Consider the following 17,897-nt stretch of genomic DNA (forward strand, 5'->3'; position numbering starts at 1 on the left):
GGCCTGGACGACGACCCGAGTCAAAAGCTTGTCGGACCAGGGCCGGAAGGCCCACACCGCAAGACTGAGGCCCGCCCCGAGCACGAGGCCTGGACCCGCCGCATGCAGCCCCCCAGAGGACAGCGCACCAGACCGGTCCGTGGACCGGCGGAGGACGTCCCAGTCCTTCTTCGGCGCCCTCTCGCTGACCAGCAAAAAAGTCAAACCGTACCCGATCGAGGGGAACCAGAACACCGAGCAGACAATCGGCGCGCTGGAATGACTCCAACGCGAAACCGAGGCCGGCGAGATCGCGGTCGTCTTGGACAACGCCCGATCCCACCATGCGAGAGCCCTGACCGGCCTCCACGAGCCCGGCCGGCTGCTGGAACGCATCACCACGATCTTCCTGCCGCCGTACGCGCCCGACCACAACCCGGCCGAGCACGTCTGGAACGCGGCCAAGAACAACACCGCGAACATTCAGCACGAGACCCCCGAAGAAACCCTCGGCGCGTTCGCCTCACACGTCACCGGCCGCGCCTTCGACTACGACTTCGAACACCTCCCACTCCGCGAAACCAGAAACGATCCTGTTTCATGACGGCCATAACAACCCTGCCACAAAATCTGAAGCGAGACATGAGCACGAATCCCACCGGGGGATTCATCACGTCAGGCCTCGTTACCCCGATGATCGGCAGGGCAACAACTCGGCGTCGACCGCCCGGTCAGCTCCACTGGTCCTGGGTCGCCTCGAAGCGGGCCCGGTCCTTGGCCAGCCGCTCGGCCTTGGCCCGCGCGACGGCTCGGCGGTCGTGGCGGATCCGGGCGACGCTCACGACGGCCGTCACCCCGAGGATCCCGACGATGACGAGCAGGGACACCGAGGTGGGGATCTCGCCGTCGAAACCGAGCCGGGCGTCCAGACCGTAGTGGTGCATCGCGTGGAGCACGAGCTTGACGCCAATGAAGGCGAGCAGCACCGACAGGCCGATCGGCAGGTAGACGAGGCGGTTGAGCAGGTCGCCGAGCAGGAAGTACAGCTGGCGCAGCCCCATGAGGGCGAAGACGTTCGCGGTGAACACGATGTACGGCTGCTGGGTGAGGCCGAAGATCGCCGGGATGGAGTCGAGGGCGAACATCACGTCGGTGGAGCCGAGGGCCACGATGACGAAGAACAGGCTCGTGGCGAGGAGTCTGCCGTCGACGCGGACGAACACCTTGTCCTCGTCGAATGCGTTGCTCGAGGGGATGACCCTCTTCACCCAGCGCATGAGCCTCCCCTCGGTGGCGTCGTCGGCGTCGTCGTCCGTGTCGTGGTGGCGGTAGTCCCGCACGAGGTCGATGGCGGCGTGGATGAGCCAGGCGCCGAAGAGGAAGAACACCCACGCCAGACGCGAGATGAGCGTGGCGCCCAGGGCGATGAAGAGGCCCCGGAGGAGCAGGGCCAGCATGATGCCGACGAGCAGGCCGAACTGCTGGCACTCGCGCGGCACCCTCATCCTGCGCATGATGATGAGGAAGATGAACAGGTTGTCGAGCGAGAGGCTGTACTCGGTGAGCCAGCCGGCGAAGAACTCGCCCGAGTGCGTGCCGCCGGCGAAGAAGTGCAGGCACAGCCCGAACACGGCGGCCAGGCCCACGTAGACGCCGATGCAGGCCACGCACTCGCGCACGCTCGGCACGTGCGGGTGCCGGGCCATGAGCACGGCGTCGACGACGAGCACGGCCAGCATGACGACGATGGTGATGATCCAGGTGAGCACGGAGACGTGCATGTCGGGGCCTCCACGAAGACGACGAACGTTCCACGGGATGAGGTCTCTTCCCTCCGCTCAGGAACGCGGAGTGCAGCGCCGGGTGCCCTGGCACCGTACTGACGACCACTGCACGAGTGGAGTACTCCCCTCAACGGGACCAATTGTGTCACCTGTCCGGCGGACCGTCCCGGGGCCCGTCCGGATTCGCCGCGGTGAGGGTCCGTGCTCAGCGGTTCGCCTCGACCATGGCGCGCAGCTCGCGCTTGAGCTCGCCGATCTCGTCGCGCAGCCTGGCGGCCACCTCGAACTGCAGGTCGGCGGCGGCCGTGCGCATCTGCTCGGTGAGCTCGCCGATGAGCCCGGCCAGTTCAGTGGCCGGCATCGCCGTGGCGTCGGCGGCCCGCGCCGAGCCGGGCGGCAGCGGCGCGGGCCGCCGGCCCCTGGACTGGGTGGACGCCATGAGTCGGTCGGTGTCGGCGCCCTCGCGGGCGAGCATGTCGGTGATGTCGGCGATCCTCTTGCGCAGGGGCTGCGGGTCGATGCCGTGCTCGGTGTTCCAGGCCAGCTGGATCGCCCGGCGGCGGTTCGTCTCGTTGATGGCGGACTCCATCGACGGGGTGATCTCGTCGGCGTACATGTGCACCTGGCCGGAGACGTTGCGCGCGGCCCGGCCGATCGTCTGGATGAGCGAGCGCTCCGAGCGCAGGAAGCCCTCCTTGTCGGCGTCGAGGATCGCCACGAGCGAGACCTCGGGCAGGTCGAGGCCCTCGCGCAGCAGGTTGATGCCGACGAGCACGTCGTACTCGCCGGCGCGCAGCTCGCGCAGCAGCTCGACGCGCGTGAGCGTGTCGACCTCGCTGTGCAGGTAGCGGGTGCGCACGCCGTGCTCCAGGAAGTAGTCGGTGAGGTCCTCGGCCATCTTCTTGGTGAGCGTGGTGACGAGCACGCGCTCGTCGCGGGCGGCGCGCTCGCGGATCTCGCCGAGCAGGTCGTCGATCTGGCCGTGGGTGGGCTTGACGATGACCTCGGGGTCGACGAGGCCGGTGGGACGGATGATCTGCTCGACGACGCCGTGGGAGCGGGCCAGCTCGTAGGGGCCCGGCGTGGCCGAGGAGTAGATGGTCTGGCCGATGCGCTCGACGAACTCCTCGAAGCGCAGCGGCCGGTTGTCCATGGCGCTGGGCAGGCGGAAGCCGTGCTCGACGAGGGTGCGCTTGCGGCTCATGTCGCCCTCGAACATCGCGCCGATCTGCGGCACCGTGACGTGCGACTCGTCGATGACGAGCACGAAGTCCTCGGGGAAGTAGTCGAGCAGGCAGTTCGGCGGGCTGCCCGGACCGCGCCCGTCGATGTGCCGGGAGTAGTTCTCGATGCCGGCGCAGGTGCCGACCTGGCGCATCATCTCGATGTCGTAGGTGGTGCGCATGCGCAGCCGCTGGGCCTCGAGGCCCCTGCCGTCGCCCTCGAGCTCGGACAGGCGCTCGGACAGCTCGGCCTCGATCGAGGCGATGGCGCGCTCCATGCGCTCCGGGCCGGCGACGTAGTGGGAGGCCGGGAAGACGTGCACCTGCCGGTCCTCGGTGAGGACCTCGCCGGTGAAGGGGTGCAGCGTCGTGAGGGCGTCGATCTCGTCGCCGAAGAACTCCACGCGCAGGGCGTTCTCCTCGTACATGGGGAAGATCTCGAGCGTGTCGCCGCGCACCCGGAAGGTGCCGCGGGCGGCGGACACGTCGTTGCGGACGTACTGCATCTCGACGAGCCGGCGCAGCAGCTCGGTGCGCTCCCACTCGTCGCCCACGGCGAGGGTGACCATGCGGTCGACGTACTCCTGCGGGGTGCCCAGGCCGTAGATGGCGCTCACCGTGGCGACCACGATGACATCGCGCCTGGTGAGCAGCGAGTTCGTCGCGGAATGGCGCAGCCGCTCGACCTCCTCGTCGAGGCTGGAGTCCTTCTCGATGTAGGTGTCCGTCTGGGGGATGTAGGCCTCGGGCTGGTAGTAGTCGTAGTAGCTCACGAAGTACTCGACGGCGTTGTCGGGGAAGAAGCCGCGCAGCTCGGTGGCGTACTGGGCGGCCAGCGTCTTGTTGGGCTGCATGACGAGCATCGGCCGCTGGAGGCGCTCGGCGAGCCAGGCGATGGTGGCGGTCTTGCCCGTGCCGGTGGCGCCCAGCAGGACGACATCCTGCTCCCCCGCCCTGATCCGCCGCTCGAGCTCGTCGATCGCTGCCGGCTGGTCGCCCGAGGGCTCGAAGTCGGCCTTCACGGCGAACGGGGCCACGGTGCGGGTGATCGAGGAGACGGGGCGCATGCTCCGAGCCTATGCGCGCCCACCGACGCTCCACGGCGCCTGCGGACCGATCGGCCGCGGCCGCGGGGGGCCGGTCCGCTCTCCGCCGCCCCGCCCGGGCGCTTCAGCCGCGCAACGAGCTCAGTTCGTCGCGCAGATTGGCGCGGGCCCGAGCGCCCCACAGCTCCCGGCCGGTCGTGGTCGCGTACCGGTGGGCGCCGAGCAGGTCCTCGACGACGGCGCGGCGGGCCGCCCGCCACTGGGCGTCGTCGAGAGCGGGCTGCTCGGCGCGCAGCTGGGCCACCGACTCGCGGTAGCGCTCCGGCGGGGCGCCGAGCACGGCCAGGTCGGCGTCGCAGACCCGGGCGCCCGGGCCGTCGCCCGCGGCCGGCCGGTGGTGCTCGGTGAGCGCCACGAGCCGGGCGACCTCCGCCGCCTCGGCCCCGGACCATCCGGCGGCGGGCAGCCAGCGGAGGGCCAGGGCGGCCGAGGCCCGCTCGTCCTCGCCCGGGCGTCCGTGCTGCACGGCGTCGTGGAACCAGAGGGCCAGCCGTTCGGCGCGGGTGCACCCGAGCAGCTCGCCCGCGGCGAGGACCTCCGCCAGGTGCTGCGGACCGTGGTAGCGCCTCCGCGGCTCCTCCCACAGCCCCAGCAGGCGGACCCCCACCTCGGGCCGGGTCGGCCAGTCCTCGGCCCAGCGCCGCGCCAGGCTCACCACAGCCGCACCGCCCAGCCGGCCAGGGCTGCCAGGGCGTCCGCGACGAGGAGGCTGGCCAGGGTGCCGATGATGAAGTGCTCGGCCACCTCGCCGCTGCGGGCCCCGCGGATCTCGGGGAAGCGGGCGAAGGCCTTCACCGCCACGGTGACGGCCACCAGCGAGGGCTGGCCGGCCAGGAGCGCCCCGAACACGGTGGCGCGCTCGAGCATGCCGATCCACCGGCCCCCGCGCAGTACCCCGTCGGCTTCGGGCCGCGGGCGGTCGTCCCCCTCGGGGCCGCTCCGCGGCCCGTCGACGCGCCGCAGCAGCCCCTCGACGAGCGGGCAGCCGCCGAACACCGCGACCGCTCCGAGCGCGCAGGCCACGAGGAGGCGCAGGAGATCCATCAGCACCGGGTTCATGCCTCCACCGTAGGGGGGCCCGCCGACACTCCCATGGCCTCGGCGAGCCGATCGGTCGCGAGGGCCAGGCCGGCCGCGACCTCCCGGTGGTGCGCGGCGCGCAGTCGCTGGCCGACCGCCTGCGGGCTGATGCCGAGCCCGGCGGCCGCCTGCGACTGGGTGAGCCCGGAGTCCACGAGGTCGACCACCTGCCAACCCGCCCGGCTGCGACGGCGCACCAGGGCGGCGACGAGGGCGAGCACCGTCTGTGCCTCGTCGACCGGCCGATCGACGCCGGCCCCGGCCGCGACGAGCCGCGGGGAGTCCGGCCCGGCCCGGCCGACGGCCCGTCGGGCGGCCAGGTAGGCGGGGCCGCGGGCGGCTCGCGTGAAGTCCGGCAGGGGCGTCTCGACCGCGCCGACGCCGACGCCGATGTGCCAGTCCCCCAGACGCAGCAGCACGAGCACGGCGTCGATGATCGCGCCCGGATCGGCGCTGAGCCCCTGGATCTCGTCGCCGGCGGTGCGTTCGAAGCCGAGCCGGAATCCGTCGGCCAGCGGCTCCAGCGCGGCGAGGGCCGCCGGCACCCGGTCCGGCCCGCTGCGGCTCGCGCGCTGGTCGGCGGTCACCACGGCCCAGCGGCCGGTCCCCTCCTCACCCATGACCACATTCAAGCCCATGAGCTTGATCAGATCAAGTAAAGTGTACAGCCTTTGTCTGCCCGGGGATGCCCGGCTACCGCCCCGGACGGCAGCGCGCCGCGCCGGGGACGACGACCTCGTCCCACATCAGGTCGACCTGGGCGCGCATGGCCGCCGGGGTGCCGGAGTTGTCGATGACGGTCCCGGCCACGGCCAGGCGCTCGGCGCGCGAGGCCTGCGCGCCGATGCGCGCCAGGGCCTGCTCGCGGCTCATGCCGTCGCGGGCCATGAGTCTGGCGAGCTGCGTCTCGACCGGCGCATCGACGACGACGAGATGGTCGAAGTCGTGGGCGCGGCCCGTCTCGACGAGCAGCGGGATGTCGTGCATCACCACCGCCCCGTCGGGCGCGGCGTCCTGCACGGCGTCGGCCGCCGCGGTGACGAGCGGGTGCGTGATCGCGTCCAGCCGGGTGCGCGCGGCCCTGTCGGCGAAGACGACGGCCGCGAGCGCCGCCCGGTCGAGCGAGCCGTCGGGGGCCAGGACGGATGCCCCGAAGGCCCCGACGAGGGCCCGCAGTCCGGGCGTCCCCGGCTCGACGACCCGCCGGGCGAGCAGGTCGTAGTCGATGTGCACCGCCCCGTGCTCGACGAGCATGGCGGCGACGGCGCTCTTGCCCGAGGCGATGCCGCCGGTGAGGCCGAGCGTGAAGACCCGGCCCACCGGAGGGCCGGGGGCCCCGGGATCGGCGGTCGGCACGGCCGTCAGGCCTCGAGGCGGCCCAGGGCGTCGAGGGCTATCGTCAGGGCGGTGCCCCTCGAGCCGCGCCCCCAGTCGCGCTCGTCGTGGCCGTTCTCGGGGTCGGCGAGCGTGTCGGCGGTGTAGAAGAGCTGGGCGAAGCGCGCCCCGCGCAGCGCGGCGGAGGCCGCCATCGCCGAGCACTCCATGTCGACGACGGCGCAGCCCTCGGACCGGCGACGGTTCAGCATGGCCCTGGTCTCGCGGTAGAAGGCGTCGTTGGTCCACACGGCCGCATCGCTGACCCGGTATCCGGCGGCCTCGACGGCCCGCCCGATGACGGCGCGCAGGTCCGCGTCGATGTCGATCCACCGGCTCGCCGGCAGGTACTGGAAGCTCGTGCCCTCGCCGCGCAGCGCTCTGGCCGGGACGACGAACTCGCCGACCTCCAGCGGTTCGAGCGCCCCGCACGAGCCGACGGCGATGGCGCTGCGGACGCCGTGCCGGAAGAGCACGTCGGTGTTCATGACGGCGGCCGGGGCGCCCAGCGGCATCATGAGGATCGCGAAGTCGCCGCGGGCGTCGTGGCCGCGGTAGACCGGGTAGTGGTTGCCGATCTGCTGGAGCGTCTCGATGACCGGGAGGCGCTCGGCGGCGGCGTACTGGTCGACGACCTCGCCGAGGAAGGCGAGGACGGCGCGGCTCGGGTACAGATCGGCCGGGATGGACTCGGCCTCGCCGATGAGATCGCTCGAGTCGTCGTCGCGCTCGATGACGGGCAGCTCGTGGGTGTGCAGCATGATGTCCTGGATCCGGCCGGCTCGACGCGCGGCCTCGTGGTGTGCGGGGCTGGGGCGCCGGGCGGTCGGCGGGGACCTCCCGGCAGGGCGGAGGCCCCGGCCCGGGAACGGGCCGGGGCCTCCGCCGTGACGACTGGCGCCGGCGGTGCGGCTCAGCGGCCGCCCGACAGCTTGTCGCGCAGGGCCTGCAGGGCCTCGTCGGAGGCCAGCGAGCCCTCGCCGGCGTTCTCGACGGGAGCGGCGGAGTAGCTCGTGCCGGCCTCGACGGCTGCCTGCTGGTCGGCCTCCTCGGCCTCGGCGGCCTGCTTCTTGAGGGCCAGCCAGCGGGCCTGGGCCTCGGCGTACTGGGCCTCCCAGGCCGCCTGCTGCTCCTCGTAGCCCGGCTTCCACTCGTTGGTCTCCGGATCGAAGCCCTCGGGGTAGATGTAGTTGCCGTTCTCGTCGTAGCTCGCGGTCATGCCGTACAGCGAGGGATCGAAGTCATCGGCGGCGATGTCGATGCCCTCGTTGGCCTGCTTCAGCGAGAGGCTGATGCGGCGGCGCTCGAGATCGATGTCGATGATCTTGACCATGACCTCGTCGTTGACCGAGACGACCTGCTCGGGGATCTCGACGTGGCGCTCGGCCAGCTCGGACACGTGGACCAGGCCCTCGATGCCCTCCTCGACGCGGACGAAGGCGCCGAACGGGACGAGCTTGGTGACCTTGCCCGGCACGATTTCACCGATCTGGTGGGTGCGGGCGAAGACCTGCCACGGATCCTCCTGCGTGGCCTTGAGCGACAGGGAGACGCGCTCGCGCTCCATGTCGACGTCGAGGACCTCGACGGTGACGGGCCGGCCGACCTCGACGACCTCGCTCGGGTGGTCGATGTGCTTCCAGGACAGCTCGGACACGTGGACCAGGCCGTCGACGCCGCCGAGATCGACGAAGGCGCCGAAGTTGACGATGGAGGAGACGACGCCCTTGCGGATCTGGCCCTTCTGCAGCTGCTGCAGGAAGTTGTGGCGGGTCTCGGACTGGGTCTGCTCGAGCCAGGCGCGGCGCGAGAGGACGACGTTGTTGCGGTTCTTGTCGAGCTCGATGATCTTGGCCTCGAGCTCCTGGCCCACGTATGGCTGCAGGTCGCGGACGCGGCGCATCTCGACGAGGGAGGCGGGCAGGAAGCCGCGCAGGCCGATGTCGACGATGAGACCGCCCTTGACGACCTCGATGACGGTGCCGGTGACGACGCCGTCCTCGTCCTTGATCTTCTCGATCGCGCCCCAGGCGCGCTCGTACTGGGCGCGCTTCTTGGAGAGGATGAGACGACCGTCCTTGTCCTCCTTCTGCTGGACGAGGGCCTCGATCTCGTCGCCGACGCTCACGACATCGAAGGGGTCGACATCGTGCTTGATGGAGAGTTCCTTGGACGGGATGACGCCTTCGGTCTTGTAGCCGATGTCGAGGAGAACCTCGTCGCGATCGACCTTGACGACGGTTCCGGTGACGATGTCGCCGTCGTTGAAGTACTTGATGGTGGCGTCGACTGCTGCCTCGAAGGCCTCAGCGGTGCCGATGTCGTCGATTGCGACGGCCTCAATGGAGGAGGTCATGTAGTTAGGGCTCCGATGGTGGATTGATCGAATTGCCGCCCCGTGCCTGCTGGTGCCCGCGATGGCGACGGAACCCGCCGGAGGAGGACCCGCGGTCGCCACCGAGGCGCCCACCGCGGACGCCGGGCCGCCGCAGCGGTCCGGCCCGCCGGTGACGACGCCGCGCCCTCTGTCCGGCGCGGCGCACACGGCGCTCCGCCAAGTCTAGGCGCCGGACGCTGCGGCGGGCAACCTGCGCCCGTCCCGGTCGGGGCCGGGGACCGGGGGTCAGCGCCGCGGCTCTCGGCCAGCGGCTTGCCCGTCTCCAGGGTCATGAGCCGGGCGAAGTCCTCGCCGCGGCGGGGTGACCTCCTCAAAGGCGGCGCGCAGCAGCTCGGCGCGCTCCCGGGCGGCGGTGCGCCGCCAGGCGTCCTGGGCCCGGACGGCGGCGTCGAGGGCGGCCAGGCCCTGGGCGGGATCGGCCTCGGCCACGGAGGCCAGGACGGAGTCGTCGGCGGGGTTCGTCACCTCGAAGGGGCCGGCCGCGCCGGCGACCGGGCGGCCGTCGATGATCAGTGCACGAGGGGTGTCCGCGGGGATCGAACGCGGAGCCCCGGGATCGGGCGGAGCCATGGCTCCACGGTGGCCCGGTGCACGCGGGCGGGGACCGGCGCCTGCGCTGTTAGGCTTGGCCGCGGCGCCGCCTCACCCCGGGCGGCTGAACGGAGGGTTCTCGTGAAGAAGACTACGAAGCGCCGACTCGGCGTGGGCATCCCGCTGCTCATCGTCGTCCTCGTCGCCGCCTACCTCGGCTGGCGCTGGTACCGGATGCGGCCCTCCGACTACGAGCAGAGGATCCCGGTCTACCCGGCCTCCTCCAGCGCGGAGCCCAGCCCGGCCGGTGACGTGCCCGAGGGCTGCGCCTCCGACCCGTCGCCGATCGTGGGCACCCACATCACGTTCGACGGGCACACCGAGTCCCTGAGCCTGCTCTCGCTCGGCCTCGACGCCGAGGGCCTGCCCGGCACCCCACCGGGCAACGAGGGCTACACCGTCGCCTGGTGGAACGGCGGCCCGGCCGTCGGCTCCGCTCAGGGCAAGGCCGTCCTCACCTCGCACACCTTCCGCTACGGCGGCGCGCTCGGCAACGACCTCAACGACGGCATGCTGAAGACCGGCGACGTCATCCGGATCAGCGACGACGCGGGCGACACGGTCTGCTACCGCTTCACCAACGCGCTCAAGATCTACGTCGACACCTACGACCCCGACTCGGACGTCCTCTACGACAACGGCGGCGACCCGAAGATCGTCATCGTCGTCTGCTCGGACTACCCCTCCGACGGCGGAGACCCCCAGGCCCGCGTCCTCTACTACGCCGACCTGGTGCGGGCGGCCTGACGACTCAGTCCGCAGGCAGGTCCGCGACGGCCCCGTCGTAGGCGGCCCGCAGCGCCCCGGGGTCGACGCGGTGGGCGGCGAGCGCGCAGCCGTCGCCGCGGCCGTTGAGGGCGATGCCCTCGTCGGCCCAGTGCTCCAGCGCCCGGCGCCACGGCCCGAGCGTGCCGCGGGCGTCGACGACCCGCCACCAGGGCACCGCCGCGCCGGCGACGGACATGATCCGGCCCACCCGGCGCGGCCCGGCGCCCACGAGGGCCGCGATGTCGCCGTAGGTCGCGACCGAGCCGGGCGGGATGCACTCGACCGCGCGGAGCACGCGCTCGACGAGCAGTTCCTCGTCCATCCCCGGCACCGCTCAGTGGGCCGCGTCGTTCCAGCTGCGGCCGTAGCCGAACGAGACCGACAGCGGCACCTTCAGCTCGACGGCGTGCTCCATCGCGTCGGAGACGATCGCCTCGACCCGTTCGTGCTCGCCGGGGGCGATCTCGAGGAGGAGCTCGTCGTGGATCTGCAGCAGCATGCGGCTGGCCAGCCCGGACTCGGCGAGGGCCCTCTCGACCGCGAGCATGGCCACCTTGATGATGTCGGCGGCGGTGCCCTGGATGGGCGCGTTGAGCGCCATGCGCTCGGCCATCTCGCGGCGCTGCCGGCTGGACGAGTTGAGGTCGGGAAGGTAGCGGCGCCGGCCCATGATCGTCTGCGTGTAGCCCTGGGAGCGGGCCCGTTCGACGACCTCGGACAGGTAGTCGCGCACCGAGCCGAAGGTCGTGAAGTAGTCGTCCATGAGGGCCCTCGCCTCGGACACCGGGACGCCGAGCCTGCTCGACAGACCGTAGGCCGACAGCCCGTAGGCCAGGCCGTAGTTCATCTGCTTGACGCTGGCGCGCTGGGCCGCGGTGACCTCCTCGACCGGCACGCCGAAGACGTGCGAGGCGGTGACGGTGTGGAAGTCGACGCCCGAGGCGAAGGCCTCGATGAGCGCCTCGTCGCCGGAGACGTCGGCCATGACGCGCATCTCGATCTGGGAGTAGTCGGCGCTCATGAGCGCCTCGTAGCCCCTGCCGGCGACGAAGCCGTCGCGGATGCGGCGGCCCTCGGGGGTGCGGATCGGGATGTTCTGGAGGTTCGGCTCGGTGCTCGACAGCCGGCCGGTGCCCGCGACGGTCTGCAGATAGGTGGTGTGGATGCGCCCGTCGTCGCCGACCGCCTTGGCGAGGGAGTCGACGATCTGACGCAGCTTGATGGCGTCGCGGTGGGCGAGCAGGTGCGCGAGGAAGGGGTGGTTCGTCCTCGCGTACAGGCCCTCGAGCGCGGCGGCGTCGGTGGTCCAGCCGCTCTTGGTGCGCTTGGTGCGGGGCATGTCGAGCTGCTCGAACAGGACGCTCTGGAGCTGCTTCGGCGAGCTCAGGTTGATCTCGCGGCCGATCTCGGCGTAGGCCGCGGACTGCGCGCCGCGCACCCGGGCGTCGAAGCCGTCGTGCAGATCGGCGAGGACGTCCTCGTCGACGGCGACGCCGCGCTCCTCCATGGTGGCCAGCACCCTCTGCAGCGGCAGTTCGAGCTCGCGCAGCAGGCCGAGCTGGCCGGTCCTCTCGAGCTCGGCGTCGAGGGCGGGGGCGAGCAGGCCCACGGCGCGGGCGCGCACCATGGCCGCATGGCCGGCCGTTCCCCCCGTGCCGTCGTCGAGGTCGAGGGCGGCCTGGGCCCCCTCCTGCCCGTCCGTCTCGAGGGCGAGGCCCAGATGGCGTTCGACGAGCTCTGCGAGCTCGTAGCGGCGCTGGTCGGGGCGCATGAGGTAGGCGGCGAGCTGGGTGTCGCTGACGAGTCCGTCGAGCCCGAGGCCGCGCGCGGCCAGGGCGATCATCGGGCCCTTCGCGTCGTGCACGGCCTTGGGCGCCCCCGGATCGGCCAGCCACGAGGCGAGCGCGGCGTCGTCGGCGGCGTCCAGGGAGCCGGGCTCGAGGCGGACGGCCCGCCCGTCCGGGGCGGCGAGCGCCAGGGCGTCGACGTCGCCTGCGCCGGCGCCCCAGTGGCCCGTCGCGTCGACGCCGACGACGCCGGAGCGGGCGTGCCCGTCGAGCCAGGCGCCCAGGGCGCCGGCCGCCGGCTCGACCGGGTCGACCCCGACGGCGTCCGGCACGCCGGCCCCGGCCCCCTCGTCGGCGCCGAGCACGGTGAACATGCGCTCGCGCAGCGTCCGGAACTCGAGGGCGTCGAACAGCCTGTTGACGGCCTTGCGGTCGACCGGCCCCCTGGCCAGGCCCCGCACCCCGATCTCGAGGGGCAGGTCGTCCACGAGGGCGTTGAGCCGGCGGTTGCGGCGCACGTCGTCGAGGTGCTCGCGCAGGCTCTGGCCGGCCCTGCCCTTGACCTGGTCGGCCCGCTCGATGAGGTTGGCGAGCCCGTCGTAGGCGGCGAGCCACTTCGCGGCGGTCTTCGGGCCGACGCCCGGCACGCCGAGCAGGTTGTCGCTCGTCTCGCCGACGAGGGCCGCCAGCTCCGGGTAGCGCCGGGGCGGCACCCCGTACTTCGCCTCGACGGCGGCCGGGTCCATGCGCACGAGCTCGGAGACGCCGCGGTGCGGGTAGAGGACGGTGGTGTTCGCGTCGATGAGCTGGAAGGCGTCGCGGTCGCCCGAGACGACCAGCGACTCCCAGCCGAGCGCGTCGCCCTGGTTGCTCCACGTGGCGAGGATGTCGTCGCCCTCGTAGCCGGCGAGACTGGCGTGGACGATGCCCATGGCGTCGAGCACCTGCCCGATGAGCTCGATCTGGCCGGCGAATTCGGGCGGCGGGGCCGAACGGGTGGCCTTGTAGCCGGCGTAGTCCTCGGATCGGAAGGTGCCGCCGGGCAGGTCGAAGGTCACGCCCACGTGCGTGGGCCCCTCGTCGCGCAGCAGATTGATGAGCATCGACGTGAAGCCGTAGACGGCGTTCGTGTGCTGGCCGGTGGACGTCGAGAAGTTCTCGGCGGGCAGGGCGTAGAAGGCGCGGAACGCCATGGAGTGGCCGTCGATGAGCAGCAGGCGCGGACGATCGTTCACATCCCAGAGCCTAGCCGGACCCGATCACGCCCGGGGGCTCAGGACTTCCTGGCCTTCTTGTGGTCGACGACCCCCTCGGCGACCTCGCGCATCGGCTTGCGCAGGTCCATGGCGGTCTTCTGGATCCAGCGGAAGGCCTCGGGCTCGGTCATGCCGAGGGTCTCCTGGAGGATGCCCTTCGCCTGGTCGACGGCCTTGCGGGAGGCGAGGCGCTCCTCGAGCGTGGCGACCTCGTCGTCGAGCGCGACGATCTCGGCGAAGCGGGCGAGGGCGATCTCGATGGCGGGGACGACGTCGGAGGCGTCGAAGGGCTTCACGACGTAGGCCATCGCCCCGGCCTCGCGGGCCTTCTCGACCAGCTCCCGCTGGCTGAACGCGGTGAGCATGACGCATGCGGCGATGCGGTCCCCGGCGATCTGCTCGGCCGCGGCGATCCCGTCCATGACGGGCATGTTCACATCGAGCACGACGACATCGGGCTCGAGCTCGCGGGCCTGCTCGACCGCGGCCTTCCCGTCGCCCACCTGGCCGACGACCTCGTAGCCCTGCTCGGTGAGGAGCTCGACGAGGTCGAGCCGGATGAGCGCCTCGTCCTCGGCGACGAGAACACGGGGCCGCTTGTCGGACGATGCGGCGCTGTCGGTCTTCTTGACCACCATCTCTCGATTCCTGTCCTGTCGATTCCTGTCGATCGAAACGGACAGATCTGTCAGGACGGCACTGCCCGCGTCGCCCGAGCATAGCGCTGTCCAGCCTTCTCCGGGCAGGATGCGGGATAGTTCCCAGCCGGGAACGTGCCCGGGCGGCGGGCGTGTGACACAATGAGCGGCGCCTGCCCGAGTGGCGGAACGGCAGACGCGGCGCACTCAAAATGCGCTGTCCGCGAGGGCGTAGGGGTTCGAATCCCCTCTCGGGCACGAGCGGGCCGGCACCGGCCCCGAACGGCGGTGGGGGGCGGAGGACCGGGTCCTCCGCCCCCCACCGGGGAACGATCCGTCAGCGGACGGGGATCCGCCGGGTCACTCGGCGTCCTCGCGCATGTACGGCGGCAGCTCGACGGGCTCGACCCAGTCGAGGCCCTTGAGACGGTGGACGCGCATCGTGTTCGTCTTGCCCACGACGCCCATCGGCGAGCCGAAGACGATGATGACGACGTCGTTCTGCTCGGCCAGCTCCATCTCCTGGAGCTGACGGTTCACGGCGGTGACCATCTCCTCGTTGGAGCCGTAGTTGGGGGTCTTGATGACGCTGGCGCCCCAGCAGAGGGTCAGCCAGTGGGCCGTCTTCTCGTCGGGGGTGAAGGCGAGCAGCGGGATGTCGGGGCGCAGCCGCGACATGCGGCGGGCCGTGTCGCCGGACTGGGTGAAGGCGATGAGGAACTTGGCGCCCAGCTGCTGGCCGGAGGTGGTGGCCGCCAGGGCGATGACGCCGCCGGTCGTGTGGGGGTCCCACTCGATCTTCGCGATGTTCCCGAGGCCCTGCTTCTCGGTGTTCTCCACGATGTTGGCCATCGTCTGGACGGTGACGATCGGGAAGGCGCCGACCGAGGTCTCGCCGGAGAGCATGACGGCGTCGGCCCCGTCGAGGATGGCGTTCGCGACGTCGGAGGCCTCGGCGCGGGTCGGGCGCGGATTGGCGATCATCGAATCGAGCATCTGGGTGGCGACGATGACCGGCTTGGCCCACATGCGGGCCTTCCGGACGATGGTCTTCTGGACCAGCGGCACCTCCTCGAGCGGCATCTCGACGCCGAGGTCGCCGCGGGCGACCATGAAGCCGTCGAAGGCGTCGATGATCTCGTCGAGGTTCTCGATGGCCTGCGGCTTCTCGAGTTTGGCGATGACGGGCAGGTGCACGCCCTCCTCGTCCATGATCTCGTGGACGCGGTTGATGTCGGAGGCGCGGCGCACGAAGGACAGGGCGATCATGTCGAAGTCGTTGCGCAGCGCCCAGCGCAGGTCCTCCTCGTCCTTGTCGGACAGGGCCGGCACGTTGACGGCGACGCCGGGCAGGTTGATGCCCTTGTGGTTCGAGACGGGGCCGGCGACGGTCACCGTCGTGACGACGTCGTTGCCCCGCACCTCGACGGCCTCGAGGCCGATGTTGCCGTCGTCGATGAGGATGCGGTCGCCGGGCTGCACGTCGCCGGGCAGGCCCTTGTAGGTCGTGGAGGCGCGATTGGCGTCGCCGAGGACGTCGTCGGTGGTGATGGTGAAGGTCTGGCCGTGGGTCAGCTCGACCTTGCCCTCGGCGAAGACGCCGAGTCGGATCTTGGGGCCCTGGAGATCGGCCACCAGGCCGACGGTCTTGCCCACGGCCTCCGCCGCGGCACGGGTCTCGGCCAGCCGACGGGCGTGCTCGTCGTGGTCGCCGTGACTCATGTTGAAACGCGCGACGTCGAGGCCCGCGCGGATGATCTCTTCCATTCGCTCCTGGGTCGACGTGGCCGGCCCGAGCGTGCACACAATTTTCGCTCTACGCACGATCCAAGCCTAGCGGAAGCGCCCGGCCAGCCCGCCTGCGACGGATGCGTCGGCCGCGTGTCGCACCGACGGGCGCGGCCCGCTCAGTCGCGCACGAGCTCGAGGGCCCGCGCCAGGTCGGCCGGCGGCTCCGACGCGAAGCGCACGTACCCCCCCGTGCCGGGATGGACGAAGCCGAGCTCGGCGGCGTGCAGCCACTGCCGGTCGAGGCCGAGCCGGGCGGCCAGCCCCGGGTCCGAGCCGTACAGCGGGTCGCCGACGCAGGGGTGGTGCAGTGCCGCGAAGTGCACGCGGATCTGATGGGTGCGCCCGGTCTCGAGCCGGACGCGCACCAGGCACGTCGCGCGCATCATCTCGATCACCTCGTAGTGGGTGACCGCGGCCCGGCCGCCGGCCGTGACCGCGAACTTCCACTCCGAGCCGGGGTGGCGTCCGATCGGGGCGTCGATGGTGCCCTCGAGCGGGTCGAGGTGGCCCTGGACGAGCGCGAGGTAGGCCTTGTCGACGGTGCGCTCGCGGAAGGCCCGCTTGAGCGCCGTGTAGGCGCGCTCGGACTTGGCGACGACCATGAGGCCGCTCGTGCCGACGTCGAGGCGGTGGACGATGCCCTGCCGCTCGGCCGCCCCGGAGGTCGTGATGCGGAAGCCGGCGCCGGCGAGGCCGCTCACGACGTCGGGCCCGTCCCAGCCGAGGGAGGGGTGTGCCGCCACGCCGGCGGGCTTGTCGACGACGACGACGTCCGGGTCGTCGTGGACGATCGTCATGCCCTCGACGACGGCCGGCACGACGCGGGCGCGGCGCACCGGCTCGGACAGGTCGATGTCGAGCAGCTGGCCCGTGCGCACCCGCTGGGAGGGCCTCGCCACGGCGGCCCCGTCGAGCAGTACGAGGCCCTCGGCGATGAGCCCGGCCACTCGCGAGCGCGTCAAGCCGGTCATCCGGGCCGCCGCGGCGTCGACGCGCTCGCCGGCCAGGCCGTCGGGGACGAACAGGACGCTCATGCCCGCTCCCCCGCGCCGCCGTCGACCTCGGCCCCGGGCGCGTCCGCGGCGGCGGGGCCGCCCTCCGCGTCGGCGGCGCGCTCGACCGCCCGGTCGGAGCGCACCGCCCAGCAGATGAACAGGACGGCCGCGCAGGTGATGCACACGTCGGCGACGTTGAACACGGCGAAGTAGCGCACCGCGATGAAGTCGACGACGGTGCCGCGCAGCGGGCCGGGCTCGCGCACCAGGCGGTCGATCAGGTTGCCGGCGATGCCCGCGGCGATGAGGCCCGTGGCGAAGCTGTCGAGCCAGCCCCGGGCCCGCGGGAGGACCCAGACGAGCACGAGGACGAGCGCCGCGACCGAGATGCAGCTGAGCGCAACGGTGAAGGAGGTGCCCATCGAGAAGGCGGCCCCGGAGTTGTAGACGAGGTGCAGGCTCAGCCAGCCCTGGACGATCTGGTGGTCGTGCGCCGACAGCGCGTGCAGGGCCCACGCCTTCGTCGCCCTGTCGAGGAGCAGGCCGCCGAGCGCGACGGCGATCATCACCGCGCGCGCCGTCCTCGGACGCGGGTGCGCGCGGCGGGACGTCACCGGTTCAGCGCCTCTCCGCGCGCTGCTTGCACCGGACGCACATGGTGGCCTTCGGGAAGACCTCCATGCGCGCCTTGCCGATCGGGTTCCCGCAGTTCTCGCAGGTGCCGAACTCGCCGGCCTCGAGGCGGCGCAGGGCGGCCTCGTTCTGCTCCAGCAGGGTGCGCGCATTCGCGTTCATGCTGAGCTCCTGGTCGCGCTCGAAGTTCGTGGAGCCGACATCGCCGGGGTCCTTGCCGGAGGTGTCGCTGCCCTCGCCCATGAGCTGCTCGAGCTCGGCGTCCGAGGCCTCGACGGCCCTGCGCATGCGCTCGATCTCGGCGATGAGGTCCTCGCGCACGCCGATCACTTCCTCCGCGGTCCACGCGTCCTCACCGTCGAGGACGGGCAGCCTGGCGGCGAGCTCCTTCGCCGCCGCCGGGGACAAATCATTGGTGCCCATCGTTCCAACTCCTCCAGATGGTGACCCGACTCGTAGGGGGGACCATACACCAGCAGCCGACGACGGTACAC

18 protein-coding genes, 1 tRNA gene and 1 pseudogene are annotated in these 17,897 nt (G+C 71.8%); 4 read left to right on the top strand and 16 right to left on the bottom strand.

Annotated features, from left to right (window positions below; all coding sequences use genetic code 11):
• Both K336_RS19385 and K336_RS17815 read left to right on the top strand, forming a co-directional pair.
• The coding region (locus tag K336_RS19385; protein ID WP_211223485.1) for a hypothetical protein at nucleotides 1-262 on the top strand (262 nt) is incomplete at its 5' end.
• A gap of 24 nt (nucleotides 263-286) precedes the next feature.
• A pseudogene (locus K336_RS17815) lies at nucleotides 287-583 on the top strand (transposase); the annotation flags it as partial.
• A 127-nt stretch (nucleotides 584-710) separates the two neighbouring features.
• Here K336_RS17815 and K336_RS15805 read toward each other — a convergent pair.
• From K336_RS15805 to K336_RS0109735, 9 genes are all read right to left on the bottom strand, one after another.
• A complete protein-coding gene (locus tag K336_RS15805) occupies nucleotides 711-1,760 on the bottom strand; it encodes a TerC/Alx family metal homeostasis membrane protein (protein ID WP_021796181.1) in 1,050 nt (349 codons plus the stop codon).
• A 208-nt stretch (nucleotides 1,761-1,968) separates the two neighbouring features.
• Nucleotides 1,969-4,053, bottom strand: coding sequence for an excinuclease ABC subunit UvrB (uvrB, locus tag K336_RS0109700; protein WP_028706914.1), 2,085 nt, complete (start codon nucleotides 4,051-4,053; stop codon nucleotides 1,969-1,971).
• A gap of 103 nt (nucleotides 4,054-4,156) precedes the next feature.
• A complete protein-coding gene (locus tag K336_RS15810) occupies nucleotides 4,157-4,747 on the bottom strand; it encodes an HD domain-containing protein (protein ID WP_123826251.1) in 591 nt (196 codons plus the stop codon).
• Nucleotides 4,744-5,151 (bottom strand): hypothetical protein, encoded by a 408-nt coding sequence (locus tag K336_RS0109710; RefSeq protein WP_051245634.1) that lies wholly within the window; start codon nucleotides 5,149-5,151, stop codon nucleotides 4,744-4,746. Before K336_RS0109710 ends, K336_RS15810 begins: the two co-directional genes overlap by 4 nt.
• On the bottom strand, nucleotides 5,148-5,792 hold the full coding sequence (locus tag K336_RS0109715) for a hypothetical protein (protein ID WP_028706916.1): 645 nt from the start codon (nucleotides 5,790-5,792) through the stop codon (nucleotides 5,148-5,150). Before K336_RS0109715 ends, K336_RS0109710 begins: the two co-directional genes overlap by 4 nt.
• 73 nt (nucleotides 5,793-5,865) lie before the next feature.
• On the bottom strand, nucleotides 5,866-6,528 hold the full coding sequence (gene coaE / locus K336_RS0109720; protein WP_021796766.1) for a dephospho-CoA kinase: 663 nt from the start codon (nucleotides 6,526-6,528) through the stop codon (nucleotides 5,866-5,868).
• A 5-nt stretch (nucleotides 6,529-6,533) separates the two neighbouring features.
• A complete protein-coding gene (locus K336_RS0109725) occupies nucleotides 6,534-7,307 on the bottom strand; it encodes a nucleoside phosphorylase (protein WP_021796768.1) in 774 nt (257 codons plus the stop codon).
• A 152-nt stretch (nucleotides 7,308-7,459) separates the two neighbouring features.
• On the bottom strand, nucleotides 7,460-8,902 hold the full coding sequence (gene rpsA, locus K336_RS0109730; protein ID WP_021797103.1) for a 30S ribosomal protein S1: 1,443 nt from the start codon (nucleotides 8,900-8,902) through the stop codon (nucleotides 7,460-7,462).
• A 267-nt stretch (nucleotides 8,903-9,169) separates the two neighbouring features.
• Nucleotides 9,170-9,514, bottom strand: a complete 345-nt coding sequence (locus K336_RS0109735) for an aldehyde dehydrogenase family protein (RefSeq protein WP_021797099.1) — start codon at nucleotides 9,512-9,514, stop codon at nucleotides 9,170-9,172.
• Nucleotides 9,515-9,616: 102 nt separating this feature from the next.
• Here K336_RS0109735 and K336_RS15815 point away from each other — a divergent pair, with 102 nt between their 5' ends.
• Complete coding sequence (locus K336_RS15815) at nucleotides 9,617-10,282, top strand: class F sortase (protein ID WP_021797101.1); 666 nt, start codon at nucleotides 9,617-9,619, stop codon at nucleotides 10,280-10,282.
• 4 nt (nucleotides 10,283-10,286) lie between these two features.
• On the opposite strand, the gene K336_RS0109745 is transcribed toward K336_RS15815, so the two are convergent.
• Genes K336_RS0109745 through K336_RS0109755 form a run of 3 tightly spaced genes read right to left on the bottom strand, consistent with a single transcriptional unit; the run spans nucleotide 10,287 to nucleotide 13,984 of the window.
• The gene (locus K336_RS0109745; RefSeq protein ID WP_021797104.1) at nucleotides 10,287-10,625 is read right to left on the bottom strand and encodes an MGMT family protein; all 339 of its coding nucleotides are present in this window, start codon (nucleotides 10,623-10,625) and stop codon (nucleotides 10,287-10,289) included.
• Nucleotides 10,626-10,637: 12 nt separating this feature from the next.
• Nucleotides 10,638-13,325 carry a DNA polymerase I gene (gene polA, locus K336_RS0109750; RefSeq protein ID WP_028706918.1) on the bottom strand — a complete coding sequence of 896 codons (2,688 nt, stop codon included), beginning with the start codon at nucleotides 13,323-13,325 and terminating at the stop codon, nucleotides 10,638-10,640.
• Between the two features lie 38 nt (nucleotides 13,326-13,363).
• Nucleotides 13,364-13,984, bottom strand: a complete 621-nt coding sequence (locus K336_RS0109755; RefSeq protein WP_021798513.1) for an ANTAR domain-containing response regulator — start codon at nucleotides 13,982-13,984, stop codon at nucleotides 13,364-13,366.
• Nucleotides 13,985-14,159: 175 nt separating this feature from the next.
• Here K336_RS0109755 and K336_RS0109760 point away from each other — a divergent pair.
• Nucleotides 14,160-14,242: transfer RNA gene (locus K336_RS0109760), tRNA-Leu, on the top strand.
• Between the two features lie 102 nt (nucleotides 14,243-14,344).
• On the opposite strand, the gene pyk is transcribed toward K336_RS0109760, so the two are convergent.
• The 4 genes from pyk to K336_RS0109780 all read right to left on the bottom strand — a co-directional run bounded on the left by pyk (nucleotide 14,345) and on the right by K336_RS0109780 (nucleotide 17,826).
• Nucleotides 14,345-15,808, bottom strand: a complete 1,464-nt coding sequence (pyk, locus tag K336_RS15820) for a pyruvate kinase (protein WP_021798512.1) — start codon at nucleotides 15,806-15,808, stop codon at nucleotides 14,345-14,347.
• A gap of 83 nt (nucleotides 15,809-15,891) precedes the next feature.
• Entirely contained in the window at nucleotides 15,892-16,809 is a 918-nt protein-coding gene (locus K336_RS0109770) for an RluA family pseudouridine synthase (protein WP_021798514.1), read from the bottom strand.
• Complete coding sequence (gene lspA, locus K336_RS15825; RefSeq protein ID WP_081660751.1) at nucleotides 16,806-17,336, bottom strand: signal peptidase II; 531 nt, start codon at nucleotides 17,334-17,336, stop codon at nucleotides 16,806-16,808. Before lspA ends, K336_RS0109770 begins: the two co-directional genes overlap by 4 nt.
• Before the next feature lie 52 nt (nucleotides 17,337-17,388).
• Nucleotides 17,389-17,826, bottom strand: coding sequence for a TraR/DksA family transcriptional regulator (locus tag K336_RS0109780; RefSeq protein ID WP_021796624.1), 438 nt, complete (start codon nucleotides 17,824-17,826; stop codon nucleotides 17,389-17,391).
• Nucleotides 17,827-17,897: the final 71 nt, after the last annotated feature.

The sequence above is a fragment of the Propionibacterium acidifaciens DSM 21887 genome, assembly GCF_000426605.1.
Taxonomy (GTDB): domain Bacteria; phylum Actinomycetota; class Actinomycetes; order Propionibacteriales; family Propionibacteriaceae; genus Propionibacterium; species Propionibacterium acidifaciens.